The organism is Phaeodactylibacter sp., from assembly GCF_040219495.1.
Taxonomy (GTDB): Bacteria; Bacteroidota; Bacteroidia; order Chitinophagales; family Saprospiraceae; genus Phaeodactylibacter.
The window spans coordinates 90,227-102,857 of sequence record NZ_JAVJSK010000121.1; the positions used below are offsets into that span (position 1 = coordinate 90,227).

Annotated in this window: 11 protein-coding genes; 7 read left to right on the forward strand and 4 right to left on the reverse strand. The window is 52.8% G+C overall.

What is annotated here, in order from left to right; all coding sequences use genetic code 11:
* The first annotated feature begins 143 nt into the window (after positions 1-143).
* From RIC19_RS19235 to RIC19_RS19245, 3 genes are read left to right on the forward strand one after another with little or no spacing between them, the layout of a single operon-like run.
* Positions 144-596 carry an HRDC domain-containing protein gene (locus RIC19_RS19235; RefSeq protein ID WP_350179987.1) on the forward strand — a complete coding sequence of 151 codons (453 nt, stop codon included), beginning with the start codon at positions 144-146 and terminating at the stop codon, positions 594-596.
* Positions 580-1,584 carry an RNA-directed DNA polymerase gene (locus tag RIC19_RS19240; protein ID WP_350179988.1) on the forward strand — a complete coding sequence of 335 codons (1,005 nt, stop codon included), beginning with the start codon at positions 580-582 and terminating at the stop codon, positions 1,582-1,584. Before RIC19_RS19235 ends, RIC19_RS19240 begins: the two co-directional genes overlap by 17 nt.
* Positions 1,585-1,596: 12 nt before the next feature.
* Positions 1,597-1,737, forward strand: a complete 141-nt coding sequence (locus RIC19_RS19245; protein ID WP_350179989.1) for an SUMF1/EgtB/PvdO family nonheme iron enzyme — start codon at positions 1,597-1,599, stop codon at positions 1,735-1,737.
* Positions 1,738-2,144: 407 nt separating this feature from the next.
* On the opposite strand, the gene RIC19_RS19250 is transcribed toward RIC19_RS19245, so the two are convergent.
* Together RIC19_RS19250 and RIC19_RS19255 are read right to left on the reverse strand one after the other, a co-directional pair.
* Positions 2,145-2,846: a hypothetical protein gene (locus RIC19_RS19250; RefSeq protein ID WP_350179990.1), complete on the reverse strand. Its 702-nt coding sequence runs from the start codon at positions 2,844-2,846 to the stop codon at positions 2,145-2,147.
* 2 nt (positions 2,847-2,848) lie between these two features.
* Complete coding sequence (locus tag RIC19_RS19255; protein ID WP_350179991.1) at positions 2,849-3,844, reverse strand: hypothetical protein; 996 nt, start codon at positions 3,842-3,844, stop codon at positions 2,849-2,851.
* A 499-nt stretch (positions 3,845-4,343) separates the two neighbouring features.
* Here RIC19_RS19255 and RIC19_RS19260 point away from each other — a divergent pair, with 499 nt between their 5' ends.
* Positions 4,344-6,689, forward strand: a complete 2,346-nt coding sequence (locus RIC19_RS19260) for a glycosyl hydrolase family 95 catalytic domain-containing protein (protein WP_350179992.1) — start codon at positions 4,344-4,346, stop codon at positions 6,687-6,689.
* Between the two features lie 67 nt (positions 6,690-6,756).
* Here the strand turns inward: RIC19_RS19260 and RIC19_RS19265 are convergent, their stop codons facing one another.
* Positions 6,757-7,608, reverse strand: a complete 852-nt coding sequence (locus RIC19_RS19265; RefSeq protein ID WP_350179993.1) for a zinc-dependent peptidase — start codon at positions 7,606-7,608, stop codon at positions 6,757-6,759.
* Between the two features lie 93 nt (positions 7,609-7,701).
* On the opposite strand from RIC19_RS19265, the gene RIC19_RS19270 reads away from it, so the two are divergent.
* The 3 genes from RIC19_RS19270 to RIC19_RS19280 all read left to right on the forward strand — a co-directional run bounded on the left by RIC19_RS19270 (position 7,702) and on the right by RIC19_RS19280 (position 10,731).
* Entirely contained in the window at positions 7,702-8,148 is a 447-nt protein-coding gene (locus RIC19_RS19270) for a DUF2214 family protein (protein WP_350179994.1), read from the forward strand.
* A 48-nt stretch (positions 8,149-8,196) separates the two neighbouring features.
* Positions 8,197-9,123 carry a bestrophin family protein gene (locus tag RIC19_RS19275; protein ID WP_350179995.1) on the forward strand — a complete coding sequence of 309 codons (927 nt, stop codon included), beginning with the start codon at positions 8,197-8,199 and terminating at the stop codon, positions 9,121-9,123.
* A gap of 96 nt (positions 9,124-9,219) precedes the next feature.
* On the forward strand, positions 9,220-10,731 hold the full coding sequence (locus RIC19_RS19280; RefSeq protein WP_350179996.1) for a calcineurin-like phosphoesterase C-terminal domain-containing protein: 1,512 nt from the start codon (positions 9,220-9,222) through the stop codon (positions 10,729-10,731).
* Here the strand turns inward: RIC19_RS19280 and RIC19_RS19285 are convergent.
* The gene (locus RIC19_RS19285) at positions 10,717-12,543 is read right to left on the reverse strand and encodes a LamG-like jellyroll fold domain-containing protein (protein WP_350179997.1); all 1,827 of its coding nucleotides are present in this window, start codon (positions 12,541-12,543) and stop codon (positions 10,717-10,719) included. The genes RIC19_RS19280 and RIC19_RS19285 overlap by 15 nt on opposite strands.
* Positions 12,544-12,631: the final 88 nt, after the last annotated feature.

A 12,631-nucleotide genomic window follows, 5' to 3' on the forward strand; every position in this document is an offset into this window, starting at 1 on the left:
CCATGCCTTTGGTGAGCAAACGTGATGCAGCGGCAACAACCGGAGCTGGGCGGCGGTAGCGCCCTTGCGTAGGGCGTGCAGCTGAGGAGCGCTGTAAGATTAGCAAGTGAGGGGGCGTAAGCCCCCCGAAAAAAATTATAGAGATGCAGATTAAGGTGTTTAGTGTACCGGTGGTGGGAGGAGAATCAGCAAATGAAGAAATGAATGCTTTTCTGCGGGGGCATAAAATTTTACAAGTAGAACAACAACTGGTTTCTGGGCCAGCGGATACTTATTGGAGCTTTTGTATCCGGTACATACAAGGAGGCGCTCTTGCTGGAAAAAGAGGAAAGCGGTCTCGTAAAGATTATAAAAGCGAGTTGCCACCAGAAGTATTTGAACGCTTTTCTATACTGCGGAAAATAAGAAAGCAAATAGCAGAAGAGGATAGCGTACCGGCATTTGCAGTATTTACAGATAAGCAGTTGTCTGCATTGTCGAAGATGGAAGAACTATCAGATGCGGCTATGCAATCGGTAGCGGGCGTAGGGGATAAGAAAGTCGGGAAGTACGCCGAACGTTTTCGCAAATCTCTGTCAGATGAGAAGGGTAAATAATTTACTGGCAGTAATATCAGATATGGATAATCTTCGGCTTGCTTTTTGGAAAGCGAGTAAAGGAAAGCGTTATTCAGCGTCAGTACTCGATTACCAGTCTAGATTGGAAGAACACCTATGGTCATTAAAAAAAGCTATAGAAAACGGAATAGTTGAGGTAGGTGATTACCGCTATTTTTTTGTTTTTGAACCCAAAAAGCGGGAAATCTGTGCCAGTGCATTTCGCGAGCAGGTGCTGCATCATGCACTGATGAATAGCTGTCATGCGTACTTTGATCGGGCACAAATTTTTGATAGCTATGCCAGCCGTAAGGGGAAGGGAACTTATGCAGCCTTAGATCGTGCCAAAGTGTATAACCGGGAATATGAGTGGTACCTGAAGCTTGATGTCCGTAAGTTTTTTGCGAGTATCCAGCATACTGTGTTGAAAAAGCAATTGGCGCGACTCTTTAAGGAAGAAAGGCTATTGTCTATTCTCTATCAGATTATAGATAGCTATGAGGCCTCTTCAGGCTGCGGTTTACCCATCGGAAATCTAACGAGTCAGTATTTTGCTAATCATTACTTATCCGGCTTAGATCATTACATCAAAGAGAGGCTTCGTATTAAGGCTTATATCCGCTATATGGACGATATGGTACTCTGGGATTCAGACAAGGCAAAGTTACTTGATGCCCATGCATCGATAACCACCTTTTGCAATGAGCAATTACAGATTGTTCTCAAGCCTATGCAGCTCAATAAGACAAACCAGGGATTACCGCTACTTGGCTATCGATTATTTCCATACCATGTCCGTTTACTTCGAAAAAGTAAGCTTCGGTTTATAGAAAAAGCTGGAAAAATATATCTGGCCAAAGGGTTAGGAATATGGGGTGACAAAACTTGCCAAAGGAAAATGCTTCCCCTTTTAGCATTTATCGATTATTCAGATAGCAGGGCTTTCCGAAAAAGTGTAATTTCAACTCTTGAAGGTCAGGTGTCGTAGGGCTCTAACCGCGTGAATCGCGGTGGCAGTTGGAACAACAATCCGCAGAACTGCCGTGCCGCCAATCGCAACAACTGGAACCCGACGAACCGTAACAACAACGTCGGCTTCCGCCTTGCCCATAGCTCACCAAAGGCCGGATGGCTTTGCTGAACAGATGCCTGTCCTGTCCCGATAACCGGGCAAAAACGGTAGTTTTAACTGCTTGCAGCAGTAGTATTGGTAATCCATGGACGATGAAGGTTCTACTGCTGCTTTTTCTCTGTGCCTTATGATATCATTAGGGCATCGCTTACCCCATAGCTGGCTACAGCGGCGGGGCACGGGGGAGACGCGCTGCCCGTGATGCTGGGGGCGGGGAGTAAGGTTAGGTCCTTCGCTTTTGGACATGAAGCCAGGGAAGCGTTGCGCTGCGTGTACGAAGGGTGAAAACCTTGTGCCCCGCTCCAACGCCCCTGCCTCAAGCGCAGCGCCTGTCCCCCGCTGCCGGGGGATACAGGGGGTGGAAATATCAGAATTATACTTTGAAAAAATTCAAAAAAGCGGCAACAAACAAACCCTCACTCCCCCTTCCGAAAAAACGCAAACACAATCTGCCCCACATAGGCCCCCAGCACACTTTCCACCAGTGCCAGCCAGGTATTCATCTCCGCGAAGGAGAAAATAGACTTGGCCTTCAGCTCAATGAAGAGGAACAGCAGCAGCCCGTATAGGGGCATCAAAAAATAGGAGAAAGTGACGAGCGGGCCCGATATATACCGTGGCGGCTCCGGCTCTTTGTGGTGCTGCCGCAGGTAGTCGGCTACCATCACGGAGATGTAGGCGGCCAGGGCAGGGGCCAGCAAAGCTACCGTACCTTGAAATTGGTCGTTGCTAAAACCGCCGGTGCTCCAGTGGTAGGTCAGGCGCAGTATGACGGCTACTTTGATTAGGCAAAGCAGGTAGAACAGGCGCTTCTTAAAAGTCGCCTCCGTAAGCAGGCGGCGGCGCTTTTTGCCCGTTGTGGGCTCATCCGGCAGGCGGCTGAGCCAGTCGGTGAGGCTGTGCGTGATTTGGGCGTGGGCGCGGGAGTACTCCTCGTAGGAAATCAGGCCGGCATTCCACTTCTCGTGGTGATCCCGGGCGCGACTGCCGAGCACGGTCAGAGCGTTGGCAATATCGCTCAGCCCGGAGTATTCGGCGTATGCGAGGGCAGCAGCATTGGCAGCTTCGAGCTTGCCCTGCGTGATGAGCTGCCGGATGGAGGATTTGGTTTGGTCCATGATCAGGGGCGTTCGAGATAGCGCTTCAGGTCTTGCTGAAAGCGGTTGACGTAGGGGATAAGGAAATCTTCTTCAAAGTCGGGCTCCATATCCATGTAGCCGCTCGTGCGGGGTTTATACACACCGGAGCCAAACTTGCCGGTCAGGCTGCCGGTGAGCAGGTAGCCATCATCGGTGGGCGTGTAGTGGAAGGTGAACTCCAGTCGCTCGCGGCGCATATCGTTGCAGTCGCCCCACCACAGCTCTACGAAATCGCACCAGAGAGACTGTTCTTCATCTTTCAATACTTCGCGGCAGAGATCGGAGACGTGGAATGTAAGGATATATTCGTTATTGAAGTCGGTTTCTTCCACCTCGGGGGTCCGGTTTTCGCAGCCTTCCCGGGGCTGTTCGTACCGCTGCCGGGCGTAGCGCAGTACGGCATCAAATACGGCTTGGCGGCTGCGCTGTTGGTGGATGGCTACTTCGGATGTCCCCACAGCCTGCTCCACCCCAGGCAGCTCTACCGGGATATTGAGCGTCTGTGCTTTGCAGGCGTTGATACGGCTTTTCGTCTGTATGGCGTTGTCTTCCTCCCATATCCAATGGTAGAAGCAGGGGTTGTAGCCGCTGCCAGATTTCGCCGGGAGGTACACCTGCACATTGCCCTGCGCAGGCGGGATTTCCATAAAACGGACGAAGGTGTAGTAAAGGGTTTCATCCCGAGACTTGCCGCCTTCCTGCTCCGTCAAGGTTTGTTGCAGTTCGTTCCAAAGGGCAGCGCCTTCGTCGGGGTCGGTAGTGCGCAGGCTGAGCCAGAGCTCCAGTTCCATGCCGTTTTTTGCCAGTTTGGCTTCGTCTACTTTTAGTACTTGCCCGTAGCCTTTGGCATCGAGCCAGCGCTGGTAGAGCCGGGCTTTTTTATTGAAAAAATTGGTGTCATCGCCCAGATATACCTGAGCATGCGGCTGCAGGGGGATGAAAAACAATAGCAGTACTATGGGGTAGAGTTGTTTCATGGAGTTAGTACTTGGTTTGGACACTAAAATAGGAAAAACCTATAGTAAAGTAAAAGTACAGCAGTGCTGGTGTAATTGATGCTGGAATAGGCCGTCAGGCCGGGATCAAAGAAGCATAATTTATACTCCCCTCGGGCATAATAAGTGATTTTTGACTTTTTCTTTTTGCACCCTGCGGCGTTAAAAATGCTCGCCGTAGCTAGGCTATGCCTGTGCTTTTTGCCTTGCAGGGCACAAAAATAAAGTCGTCAAAATTTCACCTCTCGTGACCGAGGGGAGTATAGGAGATTTTGAACTTGCATGATTTGAAGTAGGGTGCAACGCCTCTTGCGCGGCGCTCAGTTGAGGCAGTTCCATGCCCCGGCTTAGGCTTGTTTTGGAGCGGGTATCAGCTGATGTCCTTTCCCTGGCTGGGAGGAGAAAGAATTATCGTTACATCTTTTTATCTCAGGCTACCATAAAGAGAGCATCCGTTTGTTGACTACAACCCGTCCTCCTTATGAAGAACTTTCAAGTATCCCTTTCGCTATTCATCCTACTGTTCTTTTTGGTACCGCTGGCGTCTTCTGCCTCTGAAAAAACACTAACCTGGACGTTTCCCCTCCCAAGGACACATACGGGCATTCTGATCGGCAATGGCATTCAGGGGCTAATGGTTTGGGGGCAGGACCATCAACTGAATGTAACCGTGAGCCGGGCGGGGTTCTGGGATCATAGAGGAGGGAAGCCTTTTGGTGCCACCACCAACTTCAGAACCGTAAAGCGGCTTTTGGAAAGCGGGCAGCAGGATTCCCTGAAACGCATTTTCAAAAACGAAAAACAGGAAGGCTTGCCTGACCGTCCCTATCAGTTAGGTGGAGGCCGGTTGGAATTGCATTTCCCCGAGGGCTTTGTGCTTCAAACCGGCACGCTGAACCTCCATACCGGTAAGCTGCAGGTGGTGATAAAGGCGCCGGACGGCACGCTAAGAACGATGGATATCGGGCAGGCGGTGCCAGGAGAAGTCACCTGGATCAGGATGGAAGCGGCACTGCTGGCAGATGTTGACGTGAAACTGATAGCGAGTTACGACCATCAGCAGGTCAAAACAGAACTTGCTGCGATTGGCGTAGAACTGCCCACCCGGTTTTCTGATGCCGGGCAATCCATTGCGGGGTTCACGCAGTCCCTGCCGGAAGACCCTTCTCTTTCGGTCGCCTTTCAGAAAAATGAAGACCATCTGGTCCTCACAACAGCACTGGGCGCGCGCGCTGAGTCTGCTCTGATCGCATCCTTTCAGGATATCGACCTGAAAAAACTGGACGAACAATCTACGGATTGGTGGACGGCCTTCTCCAAAAGCCTGCCAAAGGTGACCATCCCGGATCCAAAACTACAGGAGGCTTACGATTACGGGCTTTACAAAATGGGAAGTGTGCACCCGCCGCACGGAGTGCCCGCTACTTTACAGGCCGCTTTCATGGAAACGCAACGCATACCTCCGTGGAGCAACGACTACCACTTCAATATCAATATCGAAATGATCTACTGGCCGGTCTTAGCTTCCGGGAAATTCGAGCATTTGACCCCGCTTTGGGCGATGCTCAAACAATGGATGCCTACTTTGGAAGCAGCCGGCAGCTACTTTTATGAAAATGATAAAGCCTTGCTCATGCCCCATGCTGTCGACAACCGCGGGCATGTGGTGGGCAACTTCTGGACCGGCATGATAGATCAGGCCTGCGCTGCATGGATGGCACAACTGGCGTGGCTGCAGTATCAGCACACCCTGGACGAGCGCTTACTGAAAGAAGTGGCTTTCCCACTGATGCAAGGCACCTTTGAGGGCTACTATGCCATGACCGAAAAAGCAGCGGACGGCACCCTAAGCCTGCCCGTTTCCGTAAGCCCGGAATTCAAGGGCGCCAGGCCCGATGCCTGGGGCCGGAACGCATCCTTCCAACTGGCCGCTTACAAGATGACCGCGAAAAACCTGATTCAGGCAAGCAAAATCCTCAATCAGCCTGTCGATGAACGTTGGGAAGCCGTCCTCGGCAAGCTTCCGGATTATGCCCTCATCGAAGGGCCAAAGGGACTGGAGCACCCGGAACACAAGAGCAAGCGCATTGCCCTTTGGGAAGGAATGGACCTGATTGAAAGCCACCGCCACCATTCCCACCTGGCCGGCATTTATCCATTCCAGTCCTTTGACCCATTTGACGAAGCACATTCCTCCATTGTGCGGCACTCCATCAATCAGTGGATAGCGGAAGGGCCGGGGAGATGGTCCGGTTGGTGTGTGCCCTGGGCGGCTACCCTTCATGCGCGCCTGGGCAATCCCGATGGAGCCATAGCGTGGCTGCACTACTGGGAAGACAACTTCACCAACCTGGGCAGAGGCACTCTGCACGATGCCAACCACAAAGGCGTGTCGCTCATCCAACCCGGCATTGGGCCTGACTTGCGCGCCAATGCATCCACGCCCATCGACTGGAACGGCGTGGGTTTTATGGAAGCACATAATGAAGTGATGCAGTTGGACGGAGGCTTTGGCGTGCTTGATGCCATCCACAACCTCTTCTTTCAACAGCGCGATTCGGTCCTTCATATCCTCCCGTACCTGCCTGCCAAATGGAGGAGCTTTGAGTTCGAAGGCTTGCACACGGCGGGCGGCTTCGTCATTGATGGCAGTGTAGTAAACGGGAAAGTGGAGCGTATCGGGATTGAAAGTAAATTCGGCAAGCCCCTGTATGTACAAACGCCTTTTTACAAGGGTTGTCAGGTGAACGGAGTAGAGCAGGGTAGCGCTTTGCTTAAGCTGCCAACGGCTGTGGGGGAGCGGTTGGTGGTTCGGCCTGTTGAGTAAAAAGGGGGCCTCTCCTAAAATAAGAAGATAGCCAACCAAGCAAAGCCGCAACGCTCAATAACGCACTCTACCCCAACTCCCCTAACACCGGCGTACCCGCCTTCCCCGGCGACTGATTAAACAACCGGGCATAGGCGGCATACAGCTCCGGCAGCTGTGCCTGAAAAGCGGCGGGCCAGGTGAAGAAGTGGGCAATGCTCACCGGGCGGAGCGGAATGGGGTCGAGGTTGATCCACTGTTGGATCGAGGCCTGGCTAAAGCCGCTGATTTGCTGCAGCTCGAGCCAGTGGTCTTCGGAGAGGGCCGGGAAGTTGGACTCAGGGTAAGAGCGCTCAAAGACCTTGGCGTATTCGTGCAGCCCGATGTTGTAAAAATTGTGCGGTTCCAGAAAGCCTTTCATCAGTTGCTCGGCAGAGAAGAGGATGGCACCGTCTTCTTCGTAGATTTCGGAAGCGTGGTAGTTTTTGGGGTACTGTGGAGAAGGAAAGGGCTGTGGGAAAAAGATGAGGTGCTCGAATTTGGGCAGCAGGAAGTCCTTCTTGCCGAAGGTGATTTGTACGGCGCAGATAGCTGCCACCGCTTTGAGGTCTTCTGTGGCGGTCTCCATGCCCCTGGCCATGAAGTCGTTGGCTTCCATATAGAGGCGCACCCGGCGGCGGAAGCGTAGCTTTTCAGGATCAGCCAGGCGCTGATAGTAAGGCAAATGGCGCTCAGGGAGCATACGGAGCTTAGGGAGCATGTCCGGTGGCCGGCGCGTCCACCACCACCAGTTGATCTGCGGGCTGAGGATGTAGATGAATGCCAGCGCAACCACCAAGGGCACGATATAAATGCTGTAGCCGGAATCAAACTCCCAGGCCAGAAAAAGGAGCAAAATAGCTCCAAATGCAAAGGGGATGGAAAAAATACGAGCGGGCATATTCCGGTTTTGTGGGGGAAATTACAAAATCAGCGTGAGGAGTTAACACTTCCGGCCCATTGGTGTTTCATTCTCATCTATAAAATGATGACCATGATTGCCGAAGCCCTTACCCGCTACTTTCACTTTATGAGTATCCTGACGATGGTCTGTGCAATCGTTGGGGAAGCCTGGCTGATCCGCCCACGCCTGCAGCGGCGGGTGGTGCAGCAATTGTTTGTACTCGATAGCGTATACGGGCTGAGTGCTTTAGCGATTGTAGGCATCGGCCTGCTGCTTTGGTTTGGCGTCGGTAAACCGGCTGACTATTATTCCAAAAACTGGATTTTCCACCTCAAACTGGGGCTCTTTACCGGCATGGCGATATTGTCGGTCTGGCCGACGATCTTCTTCTTCAGGCACCGGAAAGGTGCAGCAGAAGACTGGATAGACGTGCCCCGCCGCATCCGGCTTATGCTCCGCCTGGAGCTGGCCCTGCTGTTGCTGATCCCGCTTTGTGCGGCCCTTATGGCGCGTGGATTTGGTCAAATGGGATCGTAACGGTATCTTTTGAGGCTTCAAAACTTTTTGCAAAAGCCTCACACCGCTATGATTTATTACAAAACGAATGACAACTGGTTTGGTGACCTGCGCCACCTGGCCAAAAGCTGGACGATGGTCCGCATTATGCGCAGTGTTGTGTTTATTGGCGTTTATGCCGCTATAGTTTGCCTGACGATCGAGTGGCTCGACCTTGGGCGGTATGTGGACCTCAATACTTCTGTGTTTTCTCTCCTTGGGGTGATACTCAGTATTTTGTTGGTTTTTCGGACAAACTCCGCCTACGACCGCTGGTGGGAAGCCCGTAAGCAATGGGGCGCTCTGGTGAATAATACCCGCAACCTGGCGATCTACGTGCATAGTATGTTCCCGCAGGACAATACCGACATCCGCCGGGTTATGGGCAAGCACATCTCTAATTTCTGCCTGGCCCTGGTGGAACATTTGCGGGAAGGGACCAAACTGGACCAGCTGATCTATCTGACGGATGAAGACCGGGCAGAATATGCCGCCAAAGCACATGTGCCCAATCATATTGCCCTGCAAATCTTCCAGCGCCTGGCGGAAGCCCACCGCAATGGAGAAATCAACGAGGGTGATTACATCAATATTAAAGCCCAGCATCAGAGCCTGCTCGATATCCTGGGGGCCTGTGAGCGGATTAAGAAAACGCCCATTCCGTTTTCCTACGCGGTCTACCTGAAAATCTTCATCACCGCCTATGCTGTCTTGCTCCCCTTTGCGCTGGTCAATACCTTCCACCTGATGAGCATCCCTCTGTCTATGTTCATTTTCTTTGCCTTATTGGGCGTGGAGCTCCTGGGAGAGGAAATAGAGGACCCTTTTGGGCTCGACTGCAATGATTTGCCTACCGGGGATATGGCGCAAACCATCAGGGGTAATGTTTTTGAGATACTGGAATCCCGTCATCCGGTGGAATCCAGGGAACGGGAGCTATATGAGAAGGTATTTTAAGCAAAAGTTAACCGTTACTTAATTTCCTCACAAGCCAGAAGTTTCAACTTAATACCCATCTTTGCGTTGCCCTGATCAATACCGAAACATCAGAATATGGAGCAAGCGACCATAACAGGCAGGGTATATGTACAGCAATACGATCTCCAAAAAGGTATCGCCGGCGTAGGCGTTTCCGATGGCAAAGTAGTGGTGCAAACGGATGCGGATGGGTATTACACCTTGCCAAGGCCCAAAGCTGAAGGTGTCATTTTTATCACCAAGCCCGCCGGGTACGAGCTGCCGCTCAATGCCCACAATCAGCCACAGTTTTTCCATTTTATCCGGGCAGAGGGCAGCCCCAATAATGCCGAGCTGGAATACGAGGGCTTTGAGCCTGCGCCCCTGCCCGAAACCGTTGATTTTGAATTGCTGCCGGGCCGGCAGCAGGAGCAGTTCCGGGCAGTCTTTTTTGGCGATATTCAGCCTAAGACGGAGGAGGAAGTAGGGTTTTTCCGGCAGCTTATGGTAAAGCATCTCCTCCATCAGCCCATGGACTTTTTTGTACCGCTTGGGGACATTGCCTGGGACGGGCTTGCCCTCTATCCGGAGATTCGGGACGCCCTTGCCGGGATTGGAAAGCCTTACTACACGGTCTGCGGCAACCACGATATCAACCTGCGGGCTTCAGACCCGGCATTTAGCCGGGAGACCTTTCAGCGTTATTTTGTGCCTACCTACTATGCCTTCGACTACGGACAGGTACACTTTGTGGTGCTCGATGATATCGGCTACACCGGCTGGGACACCGAGTACGATACTTTCGGTATTACCCAGGGTTACCTCTCGCAGCAACAACTCCGATGGCTCCGCAATGACCTGGAGACTGTTCCTGAGGACAAGCTGGTGGTGCTGCTCATGCATATTCCTATCTATACCGATATCCTGCCCGCTGATACTTACCGCAATATTCAAAACCGGGACGATCTGTTTGATATTCTGGACCACCGCGAGCAAGTGCTGGCGCTGGCTGCTCATACCCATTTTGTAGAGCACGTTGACTTGCGCGAAGGCGGCTGGTCGGGCGATGGAGCCTTTAAGCATCTGGTCTGCGGGGCGGCCTGCGGGGCCTGGTGGAAAGGGCCCCGAGACTGGACAGGGCTGCCCGTTCGCTTAGGCATGGATGGGACACCCAATGGCTTCTGGATTTTCGATTTCGATGGGGCGGCTTACACCTATCGCTTTCAGGCGGCAGGCCAGCCCGCACATGAGCAGGTGGGGGTACGGGCGCCCATTTCAGGTCCGCTTGCGGCCTGTACGGATGGGCAGGAGGTGGTTGCCAATATTTATGCCGCCAGCTATGAAGCGGTAGTGACCTGCCAGATTGATGATGGGGCGTCGGTACCTATGAAGCGAACGGTGGAAAAAGACCCACTCGTTTTGCACATGCTGGAGCAATATCCGGAAGAATATACACACTGGATGAAAGCCAGGGATTGTGCCCATCTCTGGAAAGCTCCCCTCCCGGATCAGCTCCAGCCAGGCGTGCATACCCTTGCTTTTACTGCTATTGAGCCGGATGGGCACACCATCAAGGGAAAACATACGTTTCGTTTAGTCTTTGATTGAGGCCAGCGCCTGAGCTTCAGCAGGCGATAGCGCCCGGTAGTATAGCCGCACCTCATCCATTGCTCCTTTGAAAAAATTGCGGCGAGCAAAATTACATCCCAGCAGTACAGGTTGCTGTGAGGCAGGAAAAGGCCAAAGGTCCTCCACCTGTCCTACCTGCTCGCCATTGACATAGTAGGTACATTGCCCCAGGCTTTGGTCGGCTACCGCAACCAGATGTGCCCACTCGTCTTCCGGCAGAGCATGATTGATCCAATAGTCTTTCCAGCCATTGGTGTAAGTAGAGAAACCCCACTGCAGATCGCCCAGCGGGCCTAGGCCAAACTGCCAGACGGGCTTATTGACTCCATCCATGGATTTGCCCAGGAGCCGGTCAAAACGGCGCAGCTCATCGACCTTAATCCATGCCGAAAAGCTTACGGAGCCCTTGTGCCTGTCGAGCGCGGGCAAGCCCAGTTCCAGATAATGCTCCTGCCCGTCAAACTGAAGAGCTTCCCCCTTAATTCCGGCCACTGTAAGAGCGCCGTTATCAGACCGTATGGCGGGGTGGCGCATTGGTGTATCAAAGCTCAAGTAGATAGCAAGGCCCCGTTCCAGATCTTGGCTTTTGCCGTAAGCGTTGGCGGCAGGCGGGAGGCTGTCCGGTTTCTGATTGCGGGCTACGGATTGTAATGCCTGGCTTTCCGGATAATAAGTAAGGGCTGCCTGAGCAAGGGCGGAGGCAGCATCCGCATGCCCTGTGCTTTGCCAGGCTGCGCAGACATTATAAACCTCGGTGGCGTGATGGTAGAAGCGGCCGGTGGTGTCAGACTGCAGCAACTGCAAAGTGGCGGTGATGACTGCCGCTGTTTGCTTTTTTAGCGGAGCGATCTCCTGAGCTATTGATCTTGGGGAAATGGTTAGTTGAAGGGGGTCGTAACCGTATTTTCTGATGAGTTCCTGCTTGCGCTCCCACCAGGCCTCAGGGCCTCCGTTGGGGAGCATGGTGGGCAGGCTCAGGTCCCCGAATAAGGTTTGAAGACCTTGGTAAAGCGTACGCTGCATAATACCGGCATTGGTTTCTTCTTCAATCATTTCAGTATGATAGGCCATAGGGCGTTCAATAGAGTGGGCTTTGAGTAAACGAGCCAGCTTGAGGGTCTCCATCATATCGGGCTGATCGCCAAAGCCGTTAGTCAGGTAGAGAAAGCCATCAAAATCCGTCTCCCCTACCAGAAAAGTACGGTAAGCCCGCTCCGGATTAACCAACCGGTGGATCGTCGGTGCCGCAGCCAGGTAGGCATCAAAAAGATGGGGGCGCAGCATCATCGTTGAGAGGGTGAAGTATCCGGCATCTCCGTGGCCGGCCAGGATGCGGTAGGGCGCAAGCCGGGGGCCGTATTGCTGTTCCAAAATCGGGAAAAGGCGGTGTTCCAGAAAGCTTAGAGTCGTATCGCCCATGGCTTGCTCAGGGCCCTGCCCTGCACGGTAGGGCCACGCACTAACGCTCCAGTAGTTGTTATCTGGCACATCGAGTCCAATCACGACCAATGGCAACCCCTGCCCCGAATGCGCCAGCTCTGTCGCTAAATGGTAAGTGAGCGCTGCGTAACGGTTGCTGTTTAGCACAACCATCACCGGGTAAGGACCTGGGTTTTCCTCAAAGCCATCTGGCAGCCACACCCGGGCTTCGGGTAGCCTGGCATTCTCTCCAGCCTTAAAGTGCAAGACCTCCTGTGCCTGCAAGGGCAGTAGGTTGAGTAACCAAAAGAAGCATAGAAGGGTCCGACGCGCCTGCAGAGACTCTAATTGACCTATTGCATTATTGCTCATCACTCTTTTACTTTTAGCTTTCAGGTTTTGCTGTTGCCTACCGGTTTGTTTTTCTGAAAAATCAGGCTCTATGGTCCGGCAGAACAGC

Coding starts and splice junctions, on each gene's coding strand:
- RIC19_RS19250 (WP_350179990.1), bottom strand. CDS start 2,846: ATGGACCAAACCAAATCCTCCATCCGGCAGCTCATCACGCAGGGCAAG.
- RIC19_RS19270 (WP_350179994.1), top strand. CDS start 7,702: ATGATTGCCGAAGCCCTTACCCGCTACTTTCACTTTATGAGTATCCTG.
- RIC19_RS19255 (WP_350179991.1), bottom strand. CDS start 3,844: ATGAAACAACTCTACCCCATAGTACTGCTATTGTTTTTCATCCCCCTG.
- RIC19_RS19280 (WP_350179996.1), top strand. CDS start 9,220: ATGGAGCAAGCGACCATAACAGGCAGGGTATATGTACAGCAATACGAT.
- RIC19_RS19235 (WP_350179987.1), top strand. CDS start 144: ATGCAGATTAAGGTGTTTAGTGTACCGGTGGTGGGAGGAGAATCAGCA.
- RIC19_RS19275 (WP_350179995.1), top strand. CDS start 8,197: ATGATTTATTACAAAACGAATGACAACTGGTTTGGTGACCTGCGCCAC.
- RIC19_RS19240 (WP_350179988.1), top strand. CDS start 580: ATGAGAAGGGTAAATAATTTACTGGCAGTAATATCAGATATGGATAAT.
- RIC19_RS19260 (WP_350179992.1), top strand. CDS start 4,344: ATGAAGAACTTTCAAGTATCCCTTTCGCTATTCATCCTACTGTTCTTT.
- RIC19_RS19265 (WP_350179993.1), bottom strand. CDS start 7,608: ATGCCCGCTCGTATTTTTTCCATCCCCTTTGCATTTGGAGCTATTTTG.
- RIC19_RS19285 (WP_350179997.1), bottom strand. CDS start 12,543: ATGAGCAATAATGCAATAGGTCAATTAGAGTCTCTGCAGGCGCGTCGG.